The 26,709-nt window shown below is 68.8% G+C and carries 23 protein-coding genes; 14 read left to right on the forward strand and 9 right to left on the reverse strand.

What is annotated here, in order from left to right; all coding sequences use genetic code 11:
- The first annotated feature begins 13 nt into the window (after positions 1 to 13).
- The 5 genes from BM199_RS02445 (at position 14) to trmB (ending at position 4,261) form a co-directional block, all read left to right on the forward strand.
- Positions 14 to 781, forward strand: a complete 768-nt coding sequence (locus BM199_RS02445) for an ABC transporter permease (protein WP_091668724.1) — start codon at positions 14 to 16, stop codon at positions 779 to 781.
- Positions 782 to 997: 216 nt separating this feature from the next.
- Positions 998 to 1,951: an ABC transporter ATP-binding protein gene (locus tag BM199_RS02450; protein ID WP_091668727.1), complete on the forward strand. Its 954-nt coding sequence runs from the start codon at positions 998 to 1,000 to the stop codon at positions 1,949 to 1,951.
- Positions 1,948 to 2,694: a hypothetical protein gene (locus BM199_RS02455; RefSeq protein WP_091668730.1), complete on the forward strand. Its 747-nt coding sequence runs from the start codon at positions 1,948 to 1,950 to the stop codon at positions 2,692 to 2,694. The genes BM199_RS02450 and BM199_RS02455 overlap by 4 nt, the downstream gene beginning before the upstream one ends.
- A gap of 293 nt (positions 2,695 to 2,987) precedes the next feature.
- Entirely contained in the window at positions 2,988 to 3,482 is a 495-nt protein-coding gene (locus BM199_RS02460; protein WP_091668733.1) for a hypothetical protein, read from the forward strand.
- 74 nt (positions 3,483 to 3,556) lie between these two features.
- Positions 3,557 to 4,261: a tRNA (guanosine(46)-N7)-methyltransferase TrmB gene (gene trmB / locus BM199_RS02465; protein WP_091668736.1), complete on the forward strand. Its 705-nt coding sequence runs from the start codon at positions 3,557 to 3,559 to the stop codon at positions 4,259 to 4,261.
- Here the strand turns inward: trmB and BM199_RS33700 are convergent.
- From BM199_RS33700 to BM199_RS02475, 3 genes are all read right to left on the reverse strand, one after another.
- Positions 4,246 to 4,419: a hypothetical protein gene (locus tag BM199_RS33700; protein ID WP_177242439.1), complete on the reverse strand. Its 174-nt coding sequence runs from the start codon at positions 4,417 to 4,419 to the stop codon at positions 4,246 to 4,248. The two genes, trmB and BM199_RS33700, sit on opposite strands and share 16 nt — an antisense overlap.
- A 214-nt stretch (positions 4,420 to 4,633) precedes the next feature.
- Entirely contained in the window at positions 4,634 to 6,868 is a 2,235-nt protein-coding gene (locus tag BM199_RS02470; protein WP_091668739.1) for an FtsX-like permease family protein, read from the reverse strand.
- Positions 6,865 to 7,590: an ABC transporter ATP-binding protein gene (locus BM199_RS02475; protein WP_091668741.1), complete on the reverse strand. Its 726-nt coding sequence runs from the start codon at positions 7,588 to 7,590 to the stop codon at positions 6,865 to 6,867. The genes BM199_RS02470 and BM199_RS02475 overlap by 4 nt, the downstream gene beginning before the upstream one ends.
- A gap of 197 nt (positions 7,591 to 7,787) precedes the next feature.
- Between BM199_RS02475 and BM199_RS02480 the strand changes: the two genes are divergently transcribed.
- From BM199_RS02480 to BM199_RS02490, 3 genes are read left to right on the forward strand one after another with little or no spacing between them, the layout of a single operon-like run.
- Positions 7,788 to 9,548, forward strand: coding sequence for a sensor histidine kinase (locus tag BM199_RS02480; protein ID WP_342741687.1), 1,761 nt, complete (start codon positions 7,788 to 7,790; stop codon positions 9,546 to 9,548).
- Positions 9,545 to 10,198 carry a response regulator gene (locus tag BM199_RS02485; RefSeq protein WP_177242440.1) on the forward strand — a complete coding sequence of 218 codons (654 nt, stop codon included), beginning with the start codon at positions 9,545 to 9,547 and terminating at the stop codon, positions 10,196 to 10,198. Before BM199_RS02480 ends, BM199_RS02485 begins: the two co-directional genes overlap by 4 nt.
- Positions 10,199 to 10,222: 24 nt before the next feature.
- On the forward strand, positions 10,223 to 11,536 hold the full coding sequence (locus BM199_RS02490) for an amidohydrolase family protein (RefSeq protein WP_091668747.1): 1,314 nt from the start codon (positions 10,223 to 10,225) through the stop codon (positions 11,534 to 11,536).
- A 22-nt stretch (positions 11,537 to 11,558) separates the two neighbouring features.
- On the opposite strand, the gene BM199_RS02495 is transcribed toward BM199_RS02490, so the two are convergent.
- From BM199_RS02495 to BM199_RS02505, 3 genes are all read right to left on the reverse strand, one after another.
- The gene (locus tag BM199_RS02495; RefSeq protein WP_091668750.1) at positions 11,559 to 12,251 is read right to left on the reverse strand and encodes an SDR family oxidoreductase; all 693 of its coding nucleotides are present in this window, start codon (positions 12,249 to 12,251) and stop codon (positions 11,559 to 11,561) included.
- A gap of 94 nt (positions 12,252 to 12,345) precedes the next feature.
- Positions 12,346 to 14,445 carry a PhoX family protein gene (locus BM199_RS02500; RefSeq protein ID WP_091668753.1) on the reverse strand — a complete coding sequence of 700 codons (2,100 nt, stop codon included), beginning with the start codon at positions 14,443 to 14,445 and terminating at the stop codon, positions 12,346 to 12,348.
- A gap of 150 nt (positions 14,446 to 14,595) precedes the next feature.
- Positions 14,596 to 16,623: a PhoX family protein gene (locus BM199_RS02505; protein WP_245788084.1), complete on the reverse strand. Its 2,028-nt coding sequence runs from the start codon at positions 16,621 to 16,623 to the stop codon at positions 14,596 to 14,598.
- 158 nt (positions 16,624 to 16,781) lie between these two features.
- Here BM199_RS02505 and BM199_RS02510 point away from each other — a divergent pair, with 158 nt between their 5' ends.
- Positions 16,782 to 17,432, forward strand: a complete 651-nt coding sequence (locus BM199_RS02510) for an HAD family hydrolase (RefSeq protein ID WP_091669700.1) — start codon at positions 16,782 to 16,784, stop codon at positions 17,430 to 17,432.
- A 76-nt stretch (positions 17,433 to 17,508) separates the two neighbouring features.
- Here BM199_RS02510 and BM199_RS02515 read toward each other — a convergent pair whose 3' ends face one another.
- A complete protein-coding gene (locus tag BM199_RS02515; RefSeq protein WP_091668757.1) occupies positions 17,509 to 18,600 on the reverse strand; it encodes an inositol-3-phosphate synthase in 1,092 nt (363 codons plus the stop codon).
- A 54-nt stretch (positions 18,601 to 18,654) separates the two neighbouring features.
- Complete coding sequence (locus BM199_RS02520; RefSeq protein WP_091668760.1) at positions 18,655 to 19,278, reverse strand: PadR family transcriptional regulator; 624 nt, start codon at positions 19,276 to 19,278, stop codon at positions 18,655 to 18,657.
- A 254-nt stretch (positions 19,279 to 19,532) separates the two neighbouring features.
- Here BM199_RS02520 and BM199_RS02525 point away from each other — a divergent pair, with 254 nt between their 5' ends.
- The 3 genes from BM199_RS02525 (at position 19,533) to BM199_RS02535 (ending at position 24,129) form a co-directional block, all read left to right on the forward strand.
- A complete protein-coding gene (locus BM199_RS02525; protein ID WP_091669703.1) occupies positions 19,533 to 19,931 on the forward strand; it encodes a DUF5318 domain-containing protein in 399 nt (132 codons plus the stop codon).
- Positions 19,932 to 20,010: 79 nt separating this feature from the next.
- Positions 20,011 to 22,905, forward strand: coding sequence for a transglycosylase domain-containing protein (locus BM199_RS02530; protein WP_091668763.1), 2,895 nt, complete (start codon positions 20,011 to 20,013; stop codon positions 22,903 to 22,905).
- 120 nt (positions 22,906 to 23,025) lie between these two features.
- On the forward strand, positions 23,026 to 24,129 hold the full coding sequence (locus BM199_RS02535; RefSeq protein ID WP_091668765.1) for a nucleotide disphospho-sugar-binding domain-containing protein: 1,104 nt from the start codon (positions 23,026 to 23,028) through the stop codon (positions 24,127 to 24,129).
- A gap of 17 nt (positions 24,130 to 24,146) precedes the next feature.
- Here the strand turns inward: BM199_RS02535 and BM199_RS02540 are convergent, their stop codons facing one another.
- The gene (locus tag BM199_RS02540; protein WP_091668768.1) at positions 24,147 to 24,536 is read right to left on the reverse strand and encodes a winged helix-turn-helix transcriptional regulator; all 390 of its coding nucleotides are present in this window, start codon (positions 24,534 to 24,536) and stop codon (positions 24,147 to 24,149) included.
- 89 nt (positions 24,537 to 24,625) lie between these two features.
- On the opposite strand from BM199_RS02540, the gene BM199_RS02545 reads away from it, so the two are divergent.
- Positions 24,626 to 26,128, forward strand: coding sequence for an MFS transporter (locus tag BM199_RS02545; protein WP_218160277.1), 1,503 nt, complete (start codon positions 24,626 to 24,628; stop codon positions 26,126 to 26,128).
- Between the two features lie 38 nt (positions 26,129 to 26,166).
- The gene (locus BM199_RS02550; RefSeq protein WP_091668771.1) at positions 26,167 to 26,706 is read left to right on the forward strand and encodes a maleylpyruvate isomerase family mycothiol-dependent enzyme; all 540 of its coding nucleotides are present in this window, start codon (positions 26,167 to 26,169) and stop codon (positions 26,704 to 26,706) included.
- Positions 26,707 to 26,709: the final 3 nt, after the last annotated feature.

Consider the following 26,709-nt stretch of genomic DNA (forward strand, 5'->3'; position numbering starts at 1 on the left):
ATTAGAGAAGATCATGACTCTGCTCGCAGTGGAACGCATCAAGTTGTTCACCACGCGATCCCCGTGGTGGTGTGCACTGATCACCCTGGTGGTCACGGTGGGCTTCGCCGCACTGGTGGTGGGCAACGCCGACGCGCAGTTCCCGGCCACCGTCGCGACGACCCAGTTCGGCTACAGCTTCGGCCTCGCGGTCGTCATGGTGCTCGCCGCGCTCTCGGTGACGACCGAATACCGCTTCGGCACCATCCGCACCACCTTCCAGGCGGTTCCGCACCGCAGTTCGGCGCTGCTCGCGAAAACCGGCGTGGTCGCGCTGCTCGCGCTGGTCATCGGCGAAATCGCCGCGTTCGGCTCGTGGGGACTTTCGGTGCTCATGCAGCCGAACTTCGACCTCTCGCTCAACAGCGCCGCCGACTGGATCAACGTCGCTGGAGTCGGCCCTGTCTACGCGCTGTCGGCGGTGATCGCGATCGCGGTCGGCGTCCTGGTCCGGCACAGCGCAGGCGCCATCTCACTGCTGCTGATCTACAACCTCGCGGTGGAGAGCCTGGTGCAGCTGATTCCGAGCATCGGTGACGACATCTACAAGTGGATGCCGTTCAACGCCGCGAACAAGTTCCTCACCGGTGACGGTGCATCCAATGCGGGCCGGGACGTGGCGGCAGGTGCGCCACTGTCGAGCACTCCGCTGAGCCCGGGGTGGGCGCTGGCCTACTTCGCCGGTATCGCACTGGTCGTGCTGGCCATCGCGCTGACCACGGCGAACAAGCGGGACGCGTGACCGGCTGCACAACCCACACAAGCCACCACAGGAAACTCCGGTAATCGTCGCGGATATTCGGGGCGCGACAGCTTTCGGGGTAAGGGGAAAACAGGCCCGGGTCGCCTTCGGGGGGCGACCCGGGCCTTCCTCGTCACCCGGTTCGCAGGGCCACCGGACAACTGGCAGGATCTGCGGCGACGGGGGCCACATTCGCCGACGTTCCGGGGGTAACTGATGATCGAAGCCAGGGGCCTGACGAAGCGATACGGTTCCACGCTCGCCGTGGACGACCTTTCGTTCACCGTCAATGCCGGCCGGATCACCGGTTTCCTCGGACCGAATGGTGCGGGCAAATCGACCACCATGCGGATGATGCTCGGCCTGGACAACCCGACCTCGGGACAGGTCCGCTTCGACGGCAGGTACTACCGCGACCTCGAGCAGCCGCTGCACACGGTCGGGGCACTGCTCGAGGCGGGCTGGCGGCATCCGGGCCGCTCGGCGCGCAACCACCTGCGCTGGATCGCGGCCTCGAACGGCATTCCCGACAGCAGGGTGGACGAGGTGCTCGACGTCGTGGGACTGACGTCGGTCGCGACAAAGCGGGCAGGCGGTTTCTCCCTCGGCATGCTCCAGCGACTCGGCATCGCGAGCGCACTGCTCGGTGATCCACAGGTGTTGCTGTTCGACGAGCCGGTGAACGGCCTCGACCCCGAGGGCATTCACTGGATTCGCCAGCTCATGCACGCGCTGGCCGAGCAGGGCCGCACCGTGTTCGTCTCCAGCCACCTGCTCTCCGAAATGGCACAGACCGCGCAGGATCTGGTGGTGATCGGCAAGGGAAAGCTGATCTACCAGGGCACCACCGAGGACTTCGTCGAGCGGGCGACCGAGGACAGGGTGCGGGTGCGCAGCCCCCATCTACCCGTGCTGCGGGAGGCGCTTGAACGCGCGGGGACCGTGTTCACCGCCATCGAGGACGACAGTGCACTCGACGTCTCCGGGATGAGCAGCGACCAACTCGGCGAACTCGCGTTCACCGAGGGCGCGACGCTGCACGAACTGAGCCCGCACCGCGGCTCGCTCGAGCAGGCCTTCATGCAGCTCACCGGCGATTCGGTGGAGTACGCGGCACATGATCCGGGAACAGCCACAGCTGCTGCCAACGAAGCGCAGGCGCAGTCATGACCCTGCTCAGGGTCGAGCGGATCAAGCTCTTCAGCACCCGCGCGCCGTGGTGGTGTTCGGCGATCGCGGTGGCCTCCTCGCTCGGGTTCGCCGCCCTGTTCGTGGGCCTCGCCGGGGACCAGATCAACCTGACGGTCTCCACTTCGCAGACGGGTACAGCCTTCGGCCGCGTGGTGATTCTGGTGCTCGCGGTGATCGCGGCGGCCAGCGAGTACAACTGGGGCACCATTCGTACGACGTTCCAGGCAGTCCCGAAGCGAGCCCCCGCCCTGTTGGCGAAGGCCGTGGTGGTGGGCGGCTGGTGTGCCCTGCTCGGCCTGCTGATCGGGTTCGTGTCGTGGGCGATGGCAGTGGCTATCCGCCCGGAGGCTGATCTCGCGCTGGACTCCGCCGCGGACTGGCGGGCGGTCGCAGGCCAGGCCGCGGTCTATCTCATGACGGCCGCCGCCGGTGTCGGGCTCGGGCTGCTGTTGCGCAGCACCGCGCTCGCCCTCGGGGTGGCGCTGGTGTGGACGCAGTTGGTCGAAGGGCTTGTCGTGCTGATCCCCGGTGTGGGCGACGACATCTACCAGTGGATGCCGTTCTTCGCCGCTGACCAGTTCATCGGCGCGGAGTTCACGCGGAGTGCGCTGGGGTTGGGCGATATGCCGATGGGGCCGGTGGCCTACGGCGGCTACTTCGCCGCGATCTGCCTCGCCCTGCTCGCGGCCGGTGTCGCGGCCGCGACGAAGAAGGACGCCTGACCCACCGTGTCCCTGCGTCACCCCGGCCTTGCATGAAGTAACGAAATGGCATCGGCCGCCGATATGTCCAGTGCACTACCGCAAGCCGGGGCATTAAGACCACGTTAAGTGGCTGTGGTCTGTCCCACTCGGAGCAGACGGCGTGCCATTGACCAGGTCCTATGGAAACAGGTGACATGGCAGAAGACCCGTCACGGACTCTACGGAGGTGACCCTTGACGGTGGTTGATCTCGGAGAACGTGCCAGACGTCCAGCGCCCGCAGAAGCCGCTCGCCCACCGCGGCTCGAACCCATGCTCGCCCTCGAATGGTCGCAGGCGATCGAACTTCCGCGTGTCGCCGCTTCCGCCACACGACCAGCGGAGATTCGCAAGGCCTGGATACATCGCGCACCTCAGGAGCATGTGCTGAGCCTGTTCAGGGCGGCCTGCGCGGGCGGGGAACCCGTGCCCGCACCATGGTGGCTCCGCGCCCTCGCCGCGGGAAGAATCGAGTCGCGCAGTGATGGTTTCCGTATCGAGGACCGGATAGCGCAACTGCTCGGCAGGCGGCCGGGCTGGGAGTACGTGCCGTGGGCTTCGGACGGCGAGTCCGGCTATTGGGAGTTCATGCCTTCGGAGCACGGTGCCGCCGGGCACGCGATTCCCACGACGGTGCTCAACACCGACAGCCACTCCGGCTGGATCGACGTACTTCCCGCGCACAGCGGCCGCACACCGGAACCGGTCGCGGTCGCGGGTCTCGCCGGACTGCGCGCCCGGCTGGGGGAGTTCGAAGCAGTGCGCTGAGGCCCGGATATCGTCGCCGGGTGGATAACGACGAAGCCCCGCTATCGAGGCGGCCGGAGTCCACGCTGCCGCGGATGCGCAGCGTGGTCAGCTACGTGCAACGCGGTGGCCGGATGACGGTCGGCCAGGAGCGTGCCTGGAAAGAGCTGTGGCCGACGATGGGCCGAGCGGTATCCGAGCTGGGTGACATCGACTCCGAGCCGACCGACTTCGACGCCTGGTTCGGCCGGTCCGCGCCACTGCTGCTGGAGATCGGCTCCGGCATGGGGGAGACCACTTCGCAGCTGGCCGCTGCCGCCCCGGAGCTCAACTACCTCGCCGTCGAGGTCTACCACGCGGGGCTGGGACAGCTGATGCTGCGCGCGGACAAGCTCGGGGCACGGAACCTGCGGCTGCTGCACGGTGACGCCGTCATTCTGCTGACCAGGCACATTCCGCCCGAAACCCTCTCCGGGGTGCGGATCTTCTTCCCGGATCCGTGGCCGAAGAAGCGGCACCACAAGCGCAGGCTCGTGCAGCCGGACTTCGTCGCGCTGGTCACCTCCCGGCTCGCTCCCGGCGGGACGCTGCACCTGGCCACCGACTGGGAGCACTACGCCGAGCAGATGCTCGAGGTGTGCTCGGCCGAACCGGGTCTGCGCAACACCAGCACCACGGAACCGGGCTGGGCGCCGAGGCCGGACTGGCGACCGGTGACCAAGTTCGAGCAGCGGGCTCGCGAGGAGGGTCGCGTCAGCCGGGACCTGATCTTCGAGAAGGTCGTTCAGGCCGAAGCCTGAGCACGGCCTGACCCCCAGGCCGGAGCCGGGACGGGTTCCGGTCGTGCACTCGACTCCAGCGGCAGCCTGTCGTTGAGTTCCACCAGCAGCGGTGCGAGCGCCATCAGCACCAGCACGAACAGCCCCGCCGCGATCCCGATCGTCTCGATCGCACCCATGATTGCTCTCCCTCGGTCCACGCGGGCCCTTCGCGCCCGCTGACTCCAGAATCCGCCGTTGGCCCTGGTCAGCGGATCGGCCGGGCGGCCATGAGCGATGGCCATACGGCCGAACCCCGGGTTGGCCGATCGGCCGAGGTGCACGACGACGCGCCTGCCGTCCTCCCCCCGACGGAAGGCGGCAGGCGCGTCACTCGTGGACGAGCGGTCGCCCCTACTCGTCGGCCAGCGGCTCGGCCCTGACCCGCTTCAACGCCGGAGTGCAGACCGACGCCGCCAGTGCCGCCACACCGGCGCCGAGCACGATCGGCGCGAGGATCCACGGCGTGAGGACCGGTGCCCCCTCCTCGATGAGGATCAGCAGACCCGTCCCGACGAACACACCGACCGCTCCGGCACAGATCGTCGCCACCATCGCGGGCAGTGCGGCCTCCATCCGCAGAGCCCGTGCCAACGTCCTGACCGGCGTTCCCGCGGCGATGAGCGCACCGAACGTGCGCCTGCGGTCCATCACCGAACCGGCCGTCGCGATCGCCGCGCTGCACCCCGCGAGCACCGCGGCCGCGATCAGGCCGATGACCGTGACCCTGCGCAGGTCGGCAAGCTGGATCTGCTCCCGGTCCAGCATCAGCTCACGACTCATCACCGGTGCCCCGTTCGCCGCGCCCACCAGCGCGGTGCGCACCACCTCCCGGTTCTCCTTCGTGGTCGGCACGGCGACGGTGACCGTCCCCGCCGTCAGGGAGTCGGGGACCACCGCGGGGTCGACCACGACGGAGCTGTACATGTCGTCCGAACTGGCGATCGGCCGCCATGGCGTGTCCTTCGCCAGCGGAACGCCTGCGCTGTCGTAGTCCGCCCGCACCTCGAGGCCCTCGGTCTCGATGCGGTACTCGCTGTAGACACCGGGCGCGCCCGCGCAGGACCCCCGCATGTCCAGCCGGAGGAGGTTCTCCGCGTCCGCGCAGTTCAGCAGCAGCGCGGACTGCCCGCTTCCCTCGCCGTTGACCAGCACCACATCGCCGACAGGAGTCGCACGTTCCTGCTGGCCGTAGCGCTCGAGGTCGGCGTTGGCGGCACGCACGATCTGTTCCGCCTGTTCCGTGCCGGCGTTCAGGTAGAGCACGTGGTCCTGGAACTCGCGACCCCCGCCCGCCTTCGACTCGAAGGTCGGCATCAGGGTCAGAGCCATCGAACCGGCGAACACCGCGAGGACCACACCCGCGGACGCCCGGTAGGCACCCCTCGGGTCGTCGCGCAGCCTGCGCCCGGCCAGCAGGCCCGCCGGTTTGCGCCACACCCGGACGAAGATCCCGCCGATCACCGAGGTGACCCACGGCCCGACCACGGCGGCGGAGCCAACGAGGCAACCCAGTGCAACGAACACCACCAGCACGTCAGCGCTACTTTCCGCCGTGTTGACCATGACGAAGAAGAACAGGCCGGCGACGGGTACCGCGAGCAGGCGCCACCAGTGCAGTGGTTTGGGCGAGTGCGCCGCAGCGGCACCGAGCGGGGTGGACATCACCCGCCGCAGTGCGATCACGGCGGCGGCAAGGACCAGCAGCGGCATGGCCACGACGATCAGCGCGATCAGCGGCAACGGCAGGATGAAGTCCCCCGTCTGCCAGGTGCCGCCGTCCCACGGAACGAAGCTGGCGAGTTTGCCGAACACGGGACTGATCGCGAGTCCGAGCAACGCTCCTCCGGCTGCCGCGACGGCGGTCTCGGCGGCGACCATGGAGGTCACCTGACCCGGAGTCGCACCGGCCAGTCGCAGGGCGGCGAGCCTGCGCTCCCTGCGCGCCGCGGTCAACCGGGCCGCCGAGCCGACCAGCACCAGGCTGGGCACCACCAGCACGACCACGCCGACCCCGGCGAGCACCGTCAGCAGCGGGTCCGGCTCACCGTCGTGGATGGCGAAGCCGGCCAGCGGCTGGGCGTACTCCGACATGTCGTCCGCCGACTGACCGACCAGCGCGACCAGTTGGCCCGGATAGCTCAGCGCGTCCTCGCCGAGGGTGCCGACGACCTTGTCACCGAAGCGGTCCCCGAGTTGCGCTGCGGGCAGGTCGGCCACCTTCGCCGCGAGGGCGGGGGAGAGCAGTGCCTCGCCCGGGGCGGGAAACTCCGGCACGCCAGGCGGAAGCTCCGGCACGGTGTGCCAGGTCAGGGCGACGTCCGCCCGCGAGATCCGCTCGGAGCCGATGTAATCCGTGCTGGCGTCCATTCTCAGCACCGGCGCGCCGGTGCTCTGCCCCGACCTCATCGCGAAGTACGGGTCCTGCCAGGACGCGCGGTCGGCCCTGGCCTGTGTCGCGAAGGGCAGTGCGACCAACAGCAGCACCAGCGCCGTCGCCACCGCCACCCCCACAGTGGTGAGGATCGCGGACGTCCTGGTTCGGCGATCGACACGCAGCACGCGTAGCGCGAGACGGAAACTGTTCATCGAGCAACACCAGCGCTCGTGTCGATGAGCCCATCCCGGATGGCGACAGTGCGCGGCACCGACTCCGCCAGCTCCCGGTCGTGGGTCACGATGACCACGGCGGCGCCGGTCTCGGCTGCCGCGTCGAGCAGTGCGTTCATGGTGTCCCGCCCGGTTCGGGTGTCCAGCGCGCCGGTCGGTTCGTCGGCGAAGATCACCTTTGGCCGGTGGGCCAGCGCCCTGGCGATCGCGACCCGCTGTGCCTCACCACCGGACAGCTCACCCGGCCTGCGCTGCTCCTTGCCGGAGAGCCCGAGCCGGGACAACCATTCCCGCGCGGCAGGCAGGGCCGCACCCCGGCTCCTGCCGCCGAGCAGCAGCGGGAGTGCGGCGTTCTCCTCCGCGGTCAGCTCGGCGACGAGCATCCCGGACTGGAACACGAAACCGAACTCGGTCCGGCGCAACTCGCTGCGCTTCGTCTCACTGAACTGGTCGATCCGGGTACCGGCCAGGAGAATCTCGCCGGAGTCGGCGCGCAGGATGCCGGCCAGCACGTGCAGCAGCGACGTCTTGCCCGAACCGGAGGGTCCGACGATCGCCACCGCCTCGCCGGGCTGGATGTCGATATCTACCCCGGCCAGCGCGTGCTGGTTTCCGTAGCGCTTGACCAGTCCGCGCCCCGAAAGCGCGGGAGCGGCGGAAACCGTCCCTGGTGGACGGTGATCGGTGGTCTGCGGGTGCACGAGTGTTCTCCCTCTCGGATTCGACGGCGTCTGCGAACGCAGGACGTCTTGCTCCCGGAGAACACTGGCGGAAGTACCGGGCGGGCCACTTCGGACGGACGGCCAGCATTCGGCGTCCACACATCGGCCGATCGGCCGAGGCAAGGGTGGCTACCTGGCCAAGGTGCGGTGCCGCCGCAATCCTCTACCGTCGCTGTGTGCCCCCCGAAACTCCTGTGCGCACGGTCGGTGACTGGCTGCAGCGACTCGGCCTGCCCGGAGTCGTCCTGCTGGCCGCACTGCTGTGCGATCTCGCCATAGTCGGAATGGCGAGCTTCGACGATGTCGGCCCTGTCGGCAGCGACCTGGCCCTGTTGCCAGGGGTACTGGCGATGGCTGCCTGTGCGCGCTGGGCACCGCGCAGACCCGCCATGGCCGCCTTTGCCGGCGCTGGCGTACTGGTGGGGGCCAGCGTGCTGATCCGGGCCAGCACAGCGACGCCGTACTCGGCGATCCTGTCGAACGTCTCGTTCACCGAAACTGTCGCCGGATTCGAACTCGTCTACTTCGCGGTGCGCGGACTGCACGCCGGAATCGCGTTCATCGCGACCAGTTCACTCGTGGTCGGCGGGCTGATCGCGGTCGGCACGAGGACCGGCTACATCGACCCCGGCGGCGCGGACTTCTTCCAGTCCATGTTCTTCGGGTCGCTGCTGCTGGTCGCAGCCGTGCTGACCGGCCTGCAGAACAGGAAGCCCCGGCAGCGGCCCAAGGACCGGCTGCTCGGCGAGTTGCTGCGGAACCAGTGGCCGGTGATCGGGGTCCTGGCGCTCGCGCTGTTCCTGGAACTGGCTTCGGCCTCCAACGCCGGCCTGCGCGCCGGTCCCACGGTCCTCTGTTCACTGGTGGCCGCGCTGGTCGCGATAACGGCGGCACGCTACCCGGTGCAGGCCGGAATCGCGCTGGCCGCGGTCATGTCCGTCTCCGGCATGGCCACCAATGTGTTCCTGCGGTCCGACAACAGCTATCTGATGGTCGGCGCGGTGCCGAGCACGCAGATCGCCGCGGCACTGGCGGTGGTGGTGTTCCTGATCCGGTTCGCCGACCCACGGCGCGTGTGGCCGGTGATCGGGCTGCTGTCGGTGGTGGTCGCCCTGACCGCGCTCGCCGCGGAGGGCAGCAGGGGAACGTTCAGCGGAGCTTCGGTGCGCCAGCTGTTCGTTTCGGCCGTGCTGCTGCTGGGCATCGCCGTGGCCTTCGGCATGTTCCTGCGGTCCAGGGACATCCAGCGGACCCAGGCCGTGCAGACAGCGGTCAACGACGCCCAGACCTCGGAGCGGATGGCGCTGGCCAGGGAGCTGCACGACGTCGTCGCGCACCACGTCACCGGGATCGTGGTGCAGGCACAGGCGGCCAAAATGGTCGCCGGGCAGGACCCGCGGATCGCGGCCGAGGCGATGGACCGGATCGAGAAGGCGGGCACGGAAGCGCTGACCGCCATGCGCAGGCTGGTCCGCAGCATGCGCGGAGACACCTCTGCGGGCACCACCGAGTTCAGTGAGCAGGCCACCACCGACCTCGCCGCCGACCTGCGCAGACTCGTCGAATCCGCGAACCACGGAGTGCCCACCGAAATCGATCTCGACCTGCCGAGCGGCCTGCCGCAGGAGGTGGCCCGGTCGACGCTGCGCCTGGTACAGGAGTCGCTGACCAACGTCGGCAAGCACGCGACCGGCGCCACGAAGGCGGTCGTGTCGGTCCGGGTCGCCGACGGGGAGCTGCACGTCCGGGTGAGCGACGACGGCAATCACGCCGCCACCCGCCCGGACCGAGCCGCAGCACTCGGATCGGGGGGCTACGGTTTGGTCGGCATGCGTGAGCGGGTCGAACTGCTGCACGGCAGACTCTCCGCGGGGCCGGGTCCGGACGGGGGCTGGCTGGTCGAGGTGTGGCTGCCACTGGAAGGCGGAGAAGAGTGACGATCCGGGCGTTGATCGCCGACGATCAGGACATGGTCAGGATCGGGTTCAGGATGATCCTGGACGCGCAGGAGGACATGGAGGTCGTTGCCGACGTCGGCAACGGTGTGGACGCGGTGCGCAAGGCCCGCGAGCTACGACCGGACGTGTGCCTGCTGGACATCCGGATGCCGGGGCTCGACGGGCTCGAGGTGACGAGGCAACTGGCCGGTCCCGACGTGGCGGACCCCATCAAGGTCGTCGTGGTGACCACCTTCGACCTGGACGAGTACGTGCACACGGCGTTGCGCAACGGCGCGAGCGGCTTCCTCTTGAAGGACGCCGGTCCACCGCTGCTGCTGGAGGCCGTCCGCGCGGCGGTCCGGGGCGACGCGCTGGTGTCACCGCAGATCACCGTGCGGTTGTTGCAGCACTTCAACGGCAGCGCGGCGAAACAGGAGTTCGAACAGCCCGACGAGCCGCTCACCTCCCGCGAGACCGATGTCGTCAAGGCCACGGCACGCGGACTGACGAACACCGAGATCGGCGCGGAACTGTTCCTCTCGCTGTCCACGGTGAAAACGCACCTGGCCTCCGTCCAGGGCAAGATCGGGGCGCGCAACCGGGTCGAGATCGCGGCGTGGGCGTGGCGCAGCGGGCTGATGTCCTAGGGGCTCCCTCCGTAGGATCGCGCCATGACCATCCGCCGACTCCGTGCTCCTGTCGTCCTGCCTGCCGATGCCGCCTGTTCCGTGCTGCGGGACGCCGTCGTCGACATCGACGAACAGGGCCGGATCACCTACTGCGGGCCCTCGGCCACGGCACCCGCACCCGACGACGCACTCGTCACCGACCTGCCGGGCATCCTGCTGCCCGGGCTGATCAACACCCACGCGCACAGCCCGATGGTGCTGCTGCGCGGGATGGGTGGGGAACTGCCGCTGCTGCGCTGGTTGCGCGAGATCATCTGGCCCGCGGAGGCACGGCTGCGCCCGGAGGACATCCGCACCGGGATGCTGCTGGCTTCGGTGGAAATGCTCCGGCACGGGGTGACGACGAGCGCGGAAATGTACTTCCACGGCGAGCAGGTGGCCGACGCGGTGCTGACCACGGGCGCGCGCTCGGTGATCGGCGGACCGATCATCGACCTGCCGGGAATGGACTGGCGCGCGATGACCGACGCGACCGGCCGGTGGATCGACGCCGAAGGGCTGCGGTTCGGGCCGGGTGAGCGGATCGAGCTGAGCTACGCTCCGCACTCGGCGTACATGCTGCCGCGCGAGGCATTGGAGAACGTGGCCGAGCAGGCCGCGGCCCGCGGAGCGCTGGTGCAGATCCACGTCGCGGAGGCCGCCGACGAGGACGAGCGGCAACGGGCCGAGCACGGCTCCGTTCCGCGCCTGTTGGACAAGGTGGGCCTGCTGGGCGGCAGGCTCATCGCCGCACACGCCGTGCATCTGTCCGATGAGGACATAGCGCTGCTGGCGGCACGCGGCGCGGCCGTGGCGCACTGCCCTGGGTCGAACGCCAAACTCGCCTCCGGCATCGCCAGGCTGAGCGAGCTACGGGCGGCCTCCGTACCGGTCGGGCTCGGCACGGACGGACCGGCCAGCAACGACGACCTCGACCTGTGGGAGGAGATCCAGCTCTCCGCGATGCTGACCCGTCTGTCCACAGGGGACTCCACGGCGCTGGGCGCCGCTCAGGCGTTGCTGCTGGCGACTCGCGAGGGCGCCCGCGCGCTCGGCCGCGACGACATCGGGGTGCTGGAGGCCGGGCGCTGGGCCGACATCGTGCACATCGACCTGGACGACCCCGCGTTCGCCACGGGGACCGACGTTCCGGACGACCAACTGCTGTCGAACCTGGTGTGGGCGGCGGGCTCGCGCCGGGTGTGCGATGTCTGGGTGGCAGGCGAGCAGGTGGTGGGCGGCGGGGAGTCCACCCGGGTGGACCGCGCCGCGGCCCAGGCCGCGGTAGCCACGACCGCCAGCCGCATCCGCGGCTGACCCCGAACTCGTTGCGGGCGCGTCAGCGGGTGGGGCGGGGGCGGATGACGAGGTCGGTCAGGTGGGCGTCGGGGGTGGCGGACACGGCCGCGAGCACCGCTGTCGCCACCGAGTCGGGCCGCAGGAATCGCTCGGGGACGTACTCACCGCCCTCCTCGGCGACGAGCGCCTGCTGCATCTCGGTGTCGGTACGCCCGGGATGCACCGAGGTCACCCGGATCCCGTTCGGCTCCTCCTCGGCACGCAGCACCTCGGTGAAGGCCCTGGCCGCGAACTTGCTCGCCGCGTAGGGCCCCCACCCCGCTCGTGCGTTGAGGCCCGCGCCGGAGTTGAGCACCACGACATGCCCCTTGGCGGCCCGCAGGGCAGGCAGCAGGAGCCGGGTCAGCTCGGCGACCGCCACGACGTTGACCTCGAAGTTGCGCCGCCAGTCGGCGGGCGAGGCCTGCTCGACGCTGCCCAGCGTCGCCACTCCGGCGGAGTGCACCAGCACGTCGAGCCGATCGATGTCCTGGATCGCCGCCCGCAGTGCGTCCGGCTCGGTGAGGTCCACCGGCCACGGCGTCGAGCCAGGGATCTCGGCAGCGCGTTCGGCGAGCGCGTCACCATCCCGGCCGCCGAGCAGGACGCGATGGGTGGGTGCGAGCGCGTGGGCGACGGCGGCGCCGATACCCCTGGATGCGCCGGTGACCAGTGCGAGCGGTTCCTGAGCCATGGCTCCACCGTAAGAGCCGGGCGTCCGGCCCGCGCGGGGACCCGGGTACGACTGGCGCGCCGTACCCGGGTGCCCGGCCTCAGCGGTTCAGCCGTCAGCGGGTACCGATGTCACCGGGCAGTCCGAACCGCCCCTGCCGCCAGACGGACACGATGGCCGGGCGCGGAATCGACCTTCCTCCGTCCGGCCAGTGCGACGTCGGGGCGCCGGAGTTGGGCGCGTCCTCACCCGGGTGCTGTACGGCGACCAGCACCAGGTTGTCGGTCACCACGGGGCCGCAGGCCTCCGCGGCGTAGGGCACGGTGAGGAACTGCTTGACGTAGCCGCGTTCCGGACCGTCCACCGGCACGGAGAAGAGGCCGTCGTTCGAGCCGAGAGCGTTGCCGTCGGTGGAGATCCACAGGTTCCCGTGCCGGTCGAACGCGACGTTGTCCGGACAGGAGATCGGCGAGACCTTGCTCTTGTCGAATCCACCGAAGTAGGTGTCGGCGGTCTCCGGGTCGCCGCAGACCAGCAGCAGCCGCCAGGAGAACCTGGTGGCGCCGGCGTCCCCGCCCTGCTCCTCCCACTCCAGCACGTGACCGTTGCGGTTGCCGACCCGCGGGTTCGCCTCGTCCACCCCCGCCTTGCCCGCCTTGCCACGGTCGGAGTTGTTCGTGAGCGCGGCGTAGATGCGGCCGTTCACCGGGTTCGGCTCGATGTCCTCCGGCCGGTCCATCTTGGTCGGACCGACCTTGTCGGCCGCGAGGCGGGTGAAGATGTACACCTCTTCGGCGGTGAAACCGTCCACGAAGGACTTGTTACCACTGGCCAGTTTGATCCACTCGCCGACACCGTCGAACTCACCGTCCGCTGGCAGCTTTCCGGACCCGTCGATCTCGCCTGCCGGGCTGTCGCCGGTGAACCTGGCGACGTACAGGGTGCCGTCGTCGAGCAGGCCCATGTTGTGCCTGCGGGCGTGCGCGCTCCTGCCCCGCTTGTACTTGCCCTTCGAGACGAACTTGTAGATGTAGTCGAACCGCTCGTCGTCGCCGGAGTAGACCGCGACCCGGTTGTCCTTGGTGATCTTCACCGCGGCGCCCTCGTGCTTGAAGCGGCCGAGCGCGGTGTGCTTCACCGGGGTGGAGTTCGGGTCGTTCGGGTCGATCTCCACCACCCAGCCGAACCGGTTGACCTCGTTCGGCTCCTTGGCGACGTCCCAGCGCTTGTCGTAGCGCTCCCACTTCCGCCTGCTCTCGCCACCGCCGAGCCCGTAGCGGTCCAGCCGCTCCCGCTCCGCGGGATCGGTGACCGTTCCCGCGTTCGCGAAGTACTGGTTGAAGTTCTCCTCGCCGGAAAGGACGGTGCCCCACGGCGTGACGCTGCCCGCGCAGTTGTTCTGCGTACCGAAGACCTTCTTCCCCGTCTTGTCCACAGAGGTCTTCAGATACTTCGATCCCGCGGCAGGCCCACGCAGCTCGAACTCGGTGTTGATCGTGATCCGCCGGTTGTATCGGCTCGGCAGCACACGGAGTCCACCCTGGACCGGGTCGCGGTAAGCCTGCACCACGCTCAGACCGTGTGCGGCCCAGGCGATGCGCACCTGCTCCTCGGTCGGGTTCGCCGGGTCGTACTGGTCGACCGGGAACATGTGCGTTTCGGTCGTGTACTCGTGGTTGGCCACGAGCAGGTTGCGGATACCCAGCGGGTCCTGCGGGATCAGGCCGACGAAGTCGTTGTTGTAGCCGAACTGCTGCGCCTGCGCTTCCGCCGTCTGGTTTCGGAAGTCGAACTTGGGCGCGCCGGGCACCACCGGGTCGCCCCAGCCGATGACGACGTTCTGGGCGTACCCGTCAGGGACGACGACCGCGTCGTCGATGTTCGGCGCGACGGCCTCGAAATCGGTGCCGGGCACAGGGCGCTCCGGCCTGCCCGGCCTGCCGTGCCCACGGCCGGGCGCACCATGTGCGGGAGCGGCGGCGGCAGTGCCGGACAGCGCGGCGAATCCGCCCGCTGCCGCGGCCATCACGGCGCCTGCCTTCAGTGCGCCACGGCGCGACACGACATCGGAGACGACGTCGCCGAAGTACTCGTTGGCGGACGTGTTGGGTGCCGGGTGGGCACACGCGTTGCCGCACCGGTACTCACAGGTGACCGCGGATCGGCCACCTGGGTGGGAGGTCGACAGCGGGAGCAGCCGGGGTTGGAAGGACACAGGGGCCTCCGTGGTGGATCACTCGGTCAGGGGAACGCGGCAAACGTTAGGTCGGCTAAACGATGCGCTCCGAAAGTCCAGGTGAACACCTCGCGAACGCGCCGAACCCGGCTCGGCCGATCGGTCGAGCCGGGTCGCGGTTCGCGCGGATCAGCCGATGGACGCCAGGCCGTGCCTGCCGGGCTTCCACACCGCCACGACGGAAGGTCGCGGCCGGTTGTCGCCGCCGTCGGGCCAGTTGGAGGCGGGGTTGTCGGCGCTGGCGCCGTCCACCTCGCCAGGGTGCTGCACGCACACGGTGACGACCTTGTCCCCGATCACCGGACCGCAGGTCTCGCCACCACGGGGAACCGTGAGAAAGAGTTTCAGGTCACCCCGGCGGCTGCCTTCCAGTGGCACCGCGTAGAGGCCGTCGTTGATCCCGAGCGCGCCCGCGGAGTCGGTGGAGACCCACAGGTTGCCGTGGTGGTCGAAGGCCACGTTGTCCGGACTGGAGATCGGACTGACCTGATCCTTCGGGAAGCCGGCGAAGTACGTGTCCGGCGAGTTCGGGTCCCCGCACACCAGGAGCAGCCGCCAGTGGAACGTCGTGGCCAGCGCGTTGCCCCGCTCCTCCTCCAGCTCCACCACCTGCCCGTGCTTGTTGCCGGTCCGCGGGTTCGCCTCGTCGGCGGCGGGGAAGCCCTCCTTGCCCCTGGCCGAGTTCTTGGTGAGGGCGAAGTAGACCCGGCCGGTGCGCGGGTGCGGCTGGATGTCCTCCGGCCGGTCCATCTTGGTGCCGCCGACGCGGTCTGCGGCCTCCCTGGTGAAGACGTAGACCTCCTCGGCGGTCATCCCAGGCACGAACGAGCGGTCGCCGCTGGCCAGCGGCAGCCACTCACCGGTGCCGTCGAACTCCCCGTCGGCGGGCAGGGTGCCGGAACCGTCGATCTCGCCCGGGCTGTCGCCGGTGAACCGGCCGACGTACAGCGTGCCCTCGTCGAGCAGGGTCATGTTGTGCCGTCGCGCGGACCTGCTGGCGCCCTTCTTCATCTTGCGGCTGGAGATGAACTTGTAGACGTACTCGAAAGCCTCGTCGTCACCGGAATACGCCACCACCCGGCCGTCGTCCGCGACCCGGATGGTCGCGCCCTCGTGCTTGAACCGGCCGAGCGCCGTGTGCTTGATCGGCGAACTGCGCGGATCCCGCGGATCGACCTCGATGATCCAGCCGAACCTGTTCGCCTCGTTGGGCTGTTCGGTGAGATCGAAACGGGAGTCGAAACGCTCCCACTTGCGACCGGTCTCGGTGCCGGACATGCCGTAGCGCGCGAGACGGGCACGCACCTCGGGGTCGGCCACCTGGTCGGCGTTCGCGAAGTACTGGTTGAAGTTCTCCTCGCCGGACAGGATGGTGCCCCACGGCGTGACCCCGCCCGCGCAGTTGTTCAGCGTCCCGAGGACTCGGGTGCCGGTCGGGTCGTCCGGGGTCTTGAGCAGGTCACTGCCCGCGGCGGGGCCGGCGACGACGAACGGAGTGCGGGCGGTGATGCGCCGATTGAACCCGGACGTCCTCGGCCGGTAGGCGCCGGAGTTCCAGTTCCGGGTGACCAGGAGTACCGAGAGTCCGTGTGCGGCCCAGGCGATCCGGACCTGCTCCTCGGTCGGGTTCGCCTCGTCGTAGCCGCGGAACATGAACTCTTCCGTGGTGTACTCGTGGTTGGTCACCAGCAGCGCGGCCAGGCCGAGGTGATCGATCGGCAGCAGGGCGGCGAAATCGTTGTTGAAGCCGAACTGCCGCTCCTGCGCGGCGGCCGTCTGGTTGTCGAAGTCGAAGTCCGGAGCGCCAGGCAACACCGGATCGCCCCAGCGGATGACGACCGCCTGCTCGTAACCCTTCGGCACCACGACGGCGTCGAGCGTGTTCGGCTCCACCCGCTGGAAGTTGGTCCCCGGTGCGGGCCCGTCCGGCGGCGCGGTCGCAGCGGCGGCCCCGGCAGGCCGGGCGAGGCCGCCTGCACCGAGGGCACCCGCGGCGAATGTCACCACTGCCGCCGCGCGCAGTGCGCCACGGCGGCTCATCACCTGATCGACGACCTCGCCGAAGTACGGGTTCCCGGTGGGGTTCGACGGCTCATGGAAACAGGCGTCCCCGCAGCGGTACTTGCAGGTGACGGCGGCTCGCCCCCCTGCATGCACGGGCTGGATGGGGAGCAGATGCTGCGGGAGTGGTGGCAACGCGACCTCCGGGTGCTCAGTTCGGGCCCCGACGTTAAGCCACTTTCCACCTGGATGGAATCCACCATTCGTCAGTTCTTCACAAAAACATGGATCAACTCACCGGTACCTTGGCTGGCGTGGACGCGGTGATATTCGATCTTGACGGAGTACTGGTCGACTCGGAGCAGACCTGGGACGAGGTCCGCAGGGCGATGGTCGCCGAGCAGGGAGGTCAGTGGCGGGAGGAGGCCACCAGGGCGCTGCAGGGGATGAGCACCCCGGAATGGTCGCGATACCTGGTGGCGGAGCTGGGCGTGCCGCTGACCGCGGAGGAGGCCGCCGACCTGGTGATCGGCCGGATGGCGCAGCGCTACGAGCAGGGGCCGCCGGTCCTGCCCGGCGCGGAGCAGGCGGTGCGGGCCGTGGGCGAGCAGTGCCCGGTCGCGATCGCCAGTTCGTCACCCCCCGTGCTGATCACGGCGTTCCTGGAGGCCACGAACCTGACCGGGCTCGTCCGGATCGCGCTGTCGAGCGAACAGGTGAGGGCGGGCAAACCAGCCCCGGACGTCTACCTGGAAGCGGCCGCCCGGCTCGGCGTGGCCGCGGATGCCTGTATCGCCGTCGAAGATTCGACCAACGGGCTCCGGTCGGCGCTCGCGGCCGGGATGACGGTGATCGGGGTGCCGAACCCGCACTTCCCGCCGGACCCCGACGTGCTCGCCGAGGTGCCCGTGGTGCTGGCGGACCTGGCCGAACTGCCGGACACCGTCCGCCGACTGCTCAACTGAGCGATCCCCAGAACCACGATGGCCACCTTGGGGAGCGTCAGGCGCCCCAAGGTGGCCACGGTGACACGACTGGAACCTAGCGGTCGAGCTCGCCGGCGATGAACTTCTCCACGGCGTCGTAGGCCTCGGAGTCGCGGTACTGCTCCGGCGGCGACTTCATGAAGTACGAGGACGCCGAGAGGATCGGGCCACCGATGCCGCGGTCCATCGCGATCTTCGCCGCGCGCACCGCGTCGATGATGATGCCCGCCGAGTTCGGCGAGTCCCACACCTCGAGCTTGTACTCCATGTTCAACGGCACGTCACCGAAGGCGCGGCCCTCGAGCCGGACGTAGGCCCACTTGCGGTCGTCCAGCCACTGCACGTAGTCCGAAGGGCCGATGTGGACGTTGCCCTTGCCGAGCTCGCGGTCGACCTGTGAAGTGACGGACTGGGTCTTGGAGACCTTCTTGGACTCCAGCCGCTCCAGCTCCTTCATGTTCAGGAAGTCCATGTTCCCGCCCACGTTGAGCTGCATCGTGCGGTCGAGCTGCACGCCGCGGTCCTCGAACAGCTTCGCCAGCACACGGTGCGTTATGGTCGCACCGACCTGGGACTTGATGTCGTCACCGACGATCGGCACACCGGCCTCGGTGAACTTCGCCGCCCACTCCGGGTCGGAGGCGATGAACACCGGCAGCGCGTTGACGAAGCCGACCTTCGCGTCGATCGCGGCCTGCGCGTAGAACTTGTCTGCATCCTCCGAACCGACCGGCAGGTACGACACCAGCACGTCGGCCTTGGCCTCGCGCAGCGCCGCCGCCATGTCGACCGGCTGCTCGTCGGACTCGTCGATGGTCTCGCGGTAGAACCGGCCGAGCCCGTCGTAGGTGTGCCCGCGCTGCACCGTGACACCGAGCGGCGGCACGTCGGCGATCTTGATCGTGTTGTTCTCACTCGCGACGATGGCTTCCGAGAGGTCGCGGCCGACCTTCTTGGCGTCCACGTCGAACGCGGCGACGAACTCGATGTCCCGGACGTGGTACTCACCGAACTGCACGTGCATCAGTCCGGGCACGCGCGCCGTGGGGTCGGCGTCTTGGTAGTACTGGACGCCCTGCACCAGCGACGCCGCGCAGTTGCCAACGCCCACGATGGCCACCCGCACCTTGCGGCGGTTCTCGCCCATGCCGGTTCTCCTTTAACTCGTGTTCTGTGTTGTAGGTCTTTCCGAGCCGTCCGGTCAGGTCTGCTGCCCGCGTTGCTCGGCCTGTTCATGCGCGATCAGCTCGTTGAGCCAACGCACCTCCCGCTCACTGGTCTCCAGCCCGAGCCGGTGCAGTTCACGGGTGTAGCGGTCGATCTTCTCCTCGGCCCTGGCCATGGCGGCGCGCAAACCTTCACGACGTTCCTCGACGCGTCGGCGCCTGCCCTCCAAAATCCGCATCCTGACATCGGCCGGCGTCCGCGAGAAAAACGTCAGATGGACACCGAAACCCTCGTCGTCCCAGGTCTGCGGCCCAGCGTCGCCGAGCAGTTCGGCGAACCGCTCCTTGCCTTCCGCCGTGAGCTTGTAGACCCGCTTGGCGCGGCGGCCCCAGCCACTTCGGTTCTGCTGTCGGCCAGCCGCCCTTGCCTGACCTGGTGTCGCCGGCGCGGCTGCCGCGGGCTCCGCGGCCCCAGCCGTACCGACCTCGGCCGGTTCTTCCACGATCCATCCGGCTCGCTGGAGCCGACGCAGGGTCGGATACAGCGAACCGTAGGAGAACGTGCGGAACGGTCCGAGCGTTTCGTGTAGCCGTTTGCGCAGCACATAGCCGTGCATGGGCGCCTCGTGGAGCAGACCCAATACGGCGAACTCCAGCACAGCGCACCCCCTTTCGGGAACAAACGGCGCCACCAGCGGATTGAGGTAGTACCCGGCGATGACGTACTGAAACCTACCGCGCAACTATATCGCACCGATACATCGAAGTGGTGTAGCTAACGACCTTGATCCACGATCGGATCAGGCGATGTTTACCGGAAAGTTATCCGGAGTTGGGCGTGTCGGCGCGGTCGCGCACGTCACTCCGCGGATCGGCTCATGGCGTTCACACCGGCAGCACGTACTCTGATGTGGTGCGAAACCAGCGGCAGGTCGTCGACTACGCGTTACAGCGCAGAGCGCTGCTCGCGGAGGTCTACTCCGGTCGAGTCGGCACCATGGACGTGTGTGATGCCAGCCCGTATCTGCTTCGGGCGGCGAAGTTCCACGGCCAGTCCACCGACTCGAGTTGCCCTGTCTGCCGCCGGGAGGCACTGGCACAGGTCAGCTGGGTGTACGGAGACGAACTCAAGCACGTCGCCGGATCGGCACGGGCGCCTGACGAACTGGACCGGATGGCCGGCCTGTTCGGCGAGTTCACTGTCTATGTGGTCGAGGTGTGCCGGTCGTGCAGCTGGAACCATCTGGTGCAGTCATACGTCCTGGGAACCGGAGAGACACAACCTCGCTCGCGGAGGACCGCGGGGCAGTGACGATCCTGACCATGCTGGACACCACAGCTCATGAACACAGGACGGCGACCAAGTCCGCGCCGGTCTGGGAGGCTCATCCGTGAACGACGACCACAACCGCCGCTGGCCGGAGCAGGAACCGGGCCGTGGCAGGCACGAACAGTGGCCGGCAAACGAGGGCGGCGCACCACAGTGGCCGTCCGGTGACGAGCCACCCCCCGCGCCCCGGGCACAGCGTCCGGTGCCGCCGAGGCGCCCGGCACAACCGCCACAGGGTCCGCCGCCGCAACCGCCCCGGCAGCCACCCCAGCAGCCGCGGTGGCCAGGCGCGGAGGATGCCGCCCCCCGGTGGCCAGGCGGCGGCGACCCCGAAGCCGCTGGTCGCGCGGTCCCGCCCCGTCGGCCCGGCCCACAGCATCAGGGCCCGCCGCAGGGGCGGCAGCACCCACCGACGCCACCCGGTGGCGTGCCCGGCAGGCACCAGGCCCCGCCGCCCGGCGCCCGCCCACCCGGCGGGCCCGGCCCGAATGGTCCCGGTGGTCCCCCGCGGGGCGGTCAGCGCCCGCCCGGCGCGGTGCCCACGCCGCCACCACCGCCGCCGCGCCGTCCCCAGGTGGAGCAGCCGACCGGCATGGTCGGCCAGCGCATCGGTCCCGAGGACCGGGAGCCGGAGCTGCTGACCCACCACACCCACAACGGCACGGGCGTCGACGACGACGGCTATGACGCCCACTGGTCGAACGACGAGGAACACAGCCTGCACGAGTCGGGCTACGACGACGACTACTACGACGAGGACCAGGACGGGCAGGAGTACGACGAGAACGGCAAGCCGATCCTGACTCCCGAGCAGCGCAAGAAGCGCCGGTGGCGCCGGGTCCGGCGCACGCTCTACGTGATGACCGGGCTGTTCATCGTGCTGCCCGCGCTGGCGTTCACCATCGCCTACTTCCTGGTGGACGTGCCGACCCCGGAGGAGGTCGCGGCGGGTCAGGACAAGGTGGTCACCTACTACTTCAACAACGGTGATGTGCTGGGCAAGGACATCCCGGCGGGCGGCAATCGGCAGTTGCTCAAGCCGGAGGACATTCCCGACGTCGTCAAGCACGCCGTCTACGCCGCCGAGGACGCGACCTTCGAGACCAACCCCGGGTTCGACGTCACCGGCATCATGCGCGCGGTGTGGAACCAGCTGAACGATCGCGCGGGCGGTGGTTCCACGATCAGTCAGCAGTACATCAAGAAGGCGACCGAGAACGAGGACCAGACCTACACCAGGAAGTTCTTCGAACTCGTCAAGTCGTTCAAGATGAACAACGAGCAGGACAAACGCGACATCATCACCGCGTATCTGAACACGATCTACTTCGGCCGGGGTGCCTACGGGATCTCCACGGCCTCGCAGGCCTACTTCGGCAAGACTGTCGACAAGCTGACGCCACCGGAAGCAGCCGTGCTGGCGGGGGTCATCCAGACGCCGGGCCGATCGGACGAGCCGGGTTATGTCGAGAAGCGGTGGAACTACGTGATGGACCAGATGGTGGCCAACAACTGGCTGCCCCAGGCCGATCGGGACGCCGCAAAGATCCCGGAGATGATCCCGGAGGACGAGGGCAAGCCCGAACGGATCACCGGACCCAACCGGCACATCCAGGCACGGGTGGAGCAGGAGCTGGCGGCCAGGGGCTATCCCGAGGAGAAGGTCAGGGCCGGCGGCTTCAAGATCTACACCACCATCGACCCGGACGCGCAGGCCAAGGCCGTCGCCGCCGTGAACGAGGTGATGGAGGGCGAGCCTGCCGAGCTGCGCAAGGCGCTCGTCGCGGTGGACCCGAAGACCGGCGCAGTGCTGGCCTACTACGGCGGGCCCGCGGATCCCGAACTGGACGCCGTGGACTGGGCCAACACCCAACGAAACCCGGGGTCGGCGTTCAAGGCGTTCGACCTGGTGGCACTACTGCAACGGGGCAAGGGACTCGGCGAGACCTATGACGGCCGCTCCGGCCGGATGTTCCCCGGCAGGCAGGCTCCGGTGAACAACGCGGGCCCTGGCAGCAGTTGCGGGCCAAACTGCACCGTGGCCGAGGCGATGGAACGTTCGGCGAACACCGTGTTCTACGACCTGGTGCTCAACGACACCGGGGTGCAGGGTGTGAAGGACGCGGCACTGGCGGCCGGCATCCCGGAGAAGCACGGGGACAAGGAGACCATGCCGAAGCCCGACGGCAACATCGCCATCGGCGGTGGCGATGTCATGGTCACTCCCGAGGACATGGCCTCCGCCTACGGCACCTTCGCCGCCGACGGCGTGCACCGGGAATCGCATCTCGTCACCCGCGTCGAAGAGTCGGACGGTTCGGTGGTGTTCGACACTCCGGTCGAGGAGAAGGTGGCGTTCGCGGACGACCCGGGCAAGAGCAAGCAGATCGCGGGCAATGTGACGAAGTCCCTCGAGCCCGTGCTGCCGTTCTCCGACCTGACCTGCGCCGACGGTCGCGAGTGCGCGGGCAAGACCGGAACGCACCAGTATGTGGCCGAAGGTGGTGCGCCCACCGACGAGAACGCGCAGGCCTGGATGGTCGGCTACACGCCACAGATCTCCACCGCGACCTGGGTCGGAACCGGCGTGAACGAGCCGATCCAGACCTCGACCGGCAAGAAGATCTACGGCAGTGGGCTGCCCGGGGAGATCTGGCAGAAGTTCATGAACTCCTACCTCGAGGGCAAACCCAAGCTCGAGTTCCCCGAGGTCGATCTGATCGGCAAGCAGATCCAGAAGGAGCCACCGCCCCCACCGGAAACCAGGACTCAGGTGCGCACGACCGAGTCGAGCAAGACCACCGAATCGTCGAAGACCAAGGAGAAGCCGAGCAAGACCAGCGAGTCGGACGAGTCGTCCGACTCCACGAGCAGTCCCCAGGACAGCACGGGCAACCCGGAGGACACTGACGACGGCGGTCTCTTCCCGCCACGACGTCCAGGCGGCGACGAATAGCGGGACGTCACCGGTCGCGGTCAGCAATACCGCCGCTAGGTGGGGCAGATCCTTCCCGGCACGCGGTAAGGGTGGGGGCGGAAATCGCGACGCCGACCTGGACGTGCTAGTCATACCGCGATGAATCACGTCTCGTTCTGCGCGCCACCGGGAGCCGGCCGTATCGGGCCGACTCTCGGTATCGCAGCTGAACTCGTGCGACGTGGGCACCGGGTGAGCTACGCGGCCACCCGGAAGGCCGCCACCCCGGCAGCCAACGCGGGCGCGACGCTGATCGAGTACGACACCAGCCTGGACGAGGACGACGACAGTGTGCCCAGGTTCAGTGCGTTGTTGCGCGAGGCCAGACTCGTGCTGCCCGCGCTGACCCAGCGCTACGCGGCCTACGTGCCGGATCTCGTGGTGTACGACGCTTCGATGGCCTGGTGGGGCCGGCTGCTGGCCGCCCGATGGGGCGTGCCCGCGGTACCGGTGTGGCCCGGCTTCGTACCGCGCGACCACGCCGCGATCCACGCGGGGCCGCTGGCACGCAGGCGGGGTATCGCGAAACTGGCGGCGGAGTTGCGGCTGACCCCTGACGAAGTGCTGCTGGGCAGCGGCACTCCCGCGCAGCTGGTGCTGCTGCCGAAGGACTTCCAGGAGGGGGCCGAGTCCTTCGACAACACCTATCAGTTCGTCGGACACGTCCCGCCGCTGTCGGCCCGCAACCCAGCGGCGCGAACGCCGGCCTCGGGCATGCCCTCCACCGGGCTTCCACTGGTGATCGCATCGACGGGACTGCAGCGACGGTGTACCGAAGCCTTCGCCGACCGGAAGTCGCACGCGGTGGCGCCGGTCGGGAACCGGGCTTCGCAGGAGGCGCTGCAGGCGGCCGTCGCGCTCGTGAGCGACGGCGACCTGGGTCCCGTTCTCTCGGCCCTGCGAGCCGGCGTGCCGCTCGTGGTCGTTCCGCGCAGCCCGGAGCAGCAACACGTGGCCGCTCGCGTCGTCGACCTTGGTCTCGGCACCCGGCTGGACGCGCGCGAGGCCACCGGCGACCGGCTCCGCGAGACGGTGGTCGGTGTGTGCGCCGACGAGGACATAGCGGCCAACGTGCGTGGCATGCGACACCGGATCGAGCGCTCCGGCGGGGTCACGGCAGCGGCCACCGTGCTCGAAGGAGTGCTCGCGACGCACCGTGGTTTGCCCGTCAACCGCCTCGGTTCAACAGGCAGGCGCGGCTGACCGCGGACCGCGCGGTGTCACGGCAGCGGTTTGCCGCTGCCGTCGTATGACCTTCTGGCTTGGGTGACGTCGACGAGGTGCCGGTTGGACCAGGTGACAAGGGCCGCGAAGACGGGTGCGAGGCTGCGGCCGAGGTCGGTGATTTCGTATTCGACGCGCGGCGGTATCTCGGCGTGCATGGTGCGGGAAACAAGGCCGTCGCGTTCCAGTTGCCGCAGCCGCTGGGTCAGCACTTTCGCGGTGATGCCATCGACGAGGTCGCGAAGATCGTTGAAACGCTGCCGCCCGTGGGCGTTGAGCTGCCAGAGGATAGGTGTGGTCCATCTGCTGAAGACGATGTCCACCACCGGCGCGATGGGACACCCTGTGCGGATCAGGTCGACGTCCGATGACGTGATGTGGGTCATGCTCTCCTCAGTTTCTTCTAGGTACCTACGATAAAGAGGTAACTAGCGTCGCCTTCGTCCTGGTTCCACAATCACGCAGGAGACGGCACGTGTCACAAGTCGATCCGCCGGTGTCCGTCGGCGCATCCCCACCGCGAGAACAGACCGCGCAAGGGCGTCCCGGCATCGCCCCGGGGGTACAGCGCACCGGGCTGGTGCTGACGTTCTTGTGTGTTGCCCAGTTCATGGTGTTCCTCGACGTCAGCATCGTGAACGTCGCCTTGCCCTCGATCGAAAAGGGCCTGGGAATCCGGGAGGAGAACCTGCCGTACGTCGTCACGCTGTACGGCACCGCCCTGGGCGGGTTCCTGCTGTTCGGATCGCGCTTGGCCGACACGTTCGGGCGACGGCTGGTCCTGCGAATCGGCCTAACGCTGTTCGGTTTGGCCTCCCTTGCCGGAGGTCTCGCGCAGGACCAGCTCTTGTTGTTCGCCGCACGCGGGGGTCAGGGCCTTGGCGCGGCTCTGATCGCCCCGGCCGCGCTGTCGATCGTCACCACCACATTCGTCGGTGCCGCCGAGCGCGCGAAGGCGTTGGGCATCTGGGGCGCGCTGACGGGAATCGCATCGGTGGCAGGCGTGATCCTTGGCGGAGTTCTCTCCGACGGTCCGGGGTGGCGTTGGATCTTCTTCATCAACGTCCCGATCGCGGTGATCGCGGTCGCCACCGCCACGCGGGTCCTGCCCGAGAGCCGCGGCCCCCGACGACCGTTCGACATCGCCGGCGCCGTACTGCTGACCGCGGGGCTGCTCGCGCTGATCTACGGACTGGACGAGGCGATCAGCCACGGCTGGACCAGCGCTCTGGTGATCACGAGCCTCACCGGCGCGGTGCTGCTGTTGGGCGCGTTCGCCATCGTCGAACGAAAAGCGGAAGCACCGCTGGTGCCGTTCGACGTGTTCGGGTCCAGGACCCTGCGCTATGCCAACATCGCCACGCTGTTCCTCCTTGGCTCCGTCGTCACGACCTTCTTCTTCGCCAGCCTGTTTCTGCAGCAGGTTCTCGACTACAGCCCGATGAACACCGGGTTGGCCTACGTGCCGCTGGCCGTGGTGGTCGCCGTCGGAGCCGGTATCGCGTCCAACGCGGTCGCCAAAGCCCCCGCCAAGGCGATCCTGGCGTTCGGTCTCGTACTGGTGGGCGGTGGTCTGGCGCTTATGGCGCGGATGCCCTCGGACGCCAGCTATCCGACCCAGATCCTGCCGGTGTTCGTGATGATCGGTCTGGGTATGGGGTTGTCGTTCGTTCCATTGCAGATCGCCGCACAGGCCGACGTCATCGAGGAGCGCGCCGGCCTGGCAGCTGGACTGATCAACACCAGCCAGGAAGTCGGTGGCGCACTCGGCATCGCGACCGCAGCGACATTCGCGTTCGGCCAGGTCGCCCAACTGACCGCCGAAGCCGGCGGCGACCCGCGCCTGATCGAGGCTGCCCGCACCACGGTGTTCCACGACGGCTTCGCCGCAGGCGCCGTCTTTGCGGTGATCGCCCTACTGATCGCCGTCGTTCTCCTGCCCCGCATTCGGAAGGACCGACCCCAACTGGCCGCCTGAACCTGCCTGCCCCAGCGAATGACCTTCGAAAGAGAGCTATGACCGACAACACCACTGTGCTCGCGCAAGCCATCGACCAAACGAATTCGCTCGTCAGGGCCGTACCGGACGACAACAAGCACGCGGCGACACCGTGCACCGACTTCAACGTCGCCCAGCTCGTCGAACACCTGGCGGTGATCGCCGATCGAGTGGGCACCGCGATCGCGCCGGAATCCACACCGACCGGTTCGACCTGGGACGACGCGTTCACTCGGCTCCGGCCGTTGCTGGGCGGCGTCGATCCGGACCGAGTCGTCGACCTGCCGTTCGGGCGGCTGCCGTTGGGTGCGGCGCTCGGCGTGTTCGTCGGTGAGTTCGTGACGCACGGGTGGGATCTCGCGGTCGCCATCGGCCGCACTGATCTCCTGGACGACGGGCTCGGCCAGCACGCCCTGGCATTGGTCACCGCCCGTATCCCGCGAGACCCGCGAACGCACACGCCGTTCGGCGAGGTCGTGTCCGTTCCGGCCGACGCACCCGTCTACGACCGGCTGGCCGGGTGGATGGGCCGCGATCCGGTATGGCGATCCGAGTAGCCA

Source organism: Amycolatopsis marina, from assembly GCF_900111885.1.
Lineage (GTDB): Bacteria > Actinomycetota > Actinomycetes > Mycobacteriales > Pseudonocardiaceae > Amycolatopsis > Amycolatopsis marina.

What these genes read in the sequence shown, in the direction of transcription:
- BM199_RS33700 (WP_177242439.1), bottom strand. Translation starts at nt 4,419, where the DNA reads ATGGGTGCGATCGAGACGATCGGGATCGCGGCGGGGCTGTTCGTGCTG.
- BM199_RS02535 (WP_091668765.1), top strand. Translation starts at nt 23,026, where the DNA reads ATGAATCACGTCTCGTTCTGCGCGCCACCGGGAGCCGGCCGTATCGGG.
- BM199_RS02515 (WP_091668757.1), bottom strand. Translation starts at nt 18,600, where the DNA reads ATGGGCGAGAACCGCCGCAAGGTGCGGGTGGCCATCGTGGGCGTTGGC.
- BM199_RS02490 (WP_091668747.1), top strand. Translation starts at nt 10,223, where the DNA reads ATGACCATCCGCCGACTCCGTGCTCCTGTCGTCCTGCCTGCCGATGCC.
- BM199_RS02445 (WP_091668724.1), top strand. Translation starts at nt 14, where the DNA reads ATGACTCTGCTCGCAGTGGAACGCATCAAGTTGTTCACCACGCGATCC.
- BM199_RS02495 (WP_091668750.1), bottom strand. Translation starts at nt 12,251, where the DNA reads ATGGCTCAGGAACCGCTCGCACTGGTCACCGGCGCATCCAGGGGTATC.
- trmB (WP_091668736.1), top strand. Translation starts at nt 3,557, where the DNA reads ATGCGCAGCGTGGTCAGCTACGTGCAACGCGGTGGCCGGATGACGGTC.
- BM199_RS02540 (WP_091668768.1), bottom strand. Translation starts at nt 24,536, where the DNA reads ATGACCCACATCACGTCATCGGACGTCGACCTGATCCGCACAGGGTGT.
- BM199_RS02455 (WP_091668730.1), top strand. Translation starts at nt 1,948, where the DNA reads ATGACCCTGCTCAGGGTCGAGCGGATCAAGCTCTTCAGCACCCGCGCG.
- BM199_RS02460 (WP_091668733.1), top strand. Translation starts at nt 2,988, where the DNA reads ATGCTCGCCCTCGAATGGTCGCAGGCGATCGAACTTCCGCGTGTCGCC.
- BM199_RS02550 (WP_091668771.1), top strand. Translation starts at nt 26,167, where the DNA reads ATGACCGACAACACCACTGTGCTCGCGCAAGCCATCGACCAAACGAAT.
- BM199_RS02450 (WP_091668727.1), top strand. Translation starts at nt 998, where the DNA reads ATGATCGAAGCCAGGGGCCTGACGAAGCGATACGGTTCCACGCTCGCC.
- BM199_RS02470 (WP_091668739.1), bottom strand. Translation starts at nt 6,868, where the DNA reads ATGAACAGTTTCCGTCTCGCGCTACGCGTGCTGCGTGTCGATCGCCGA.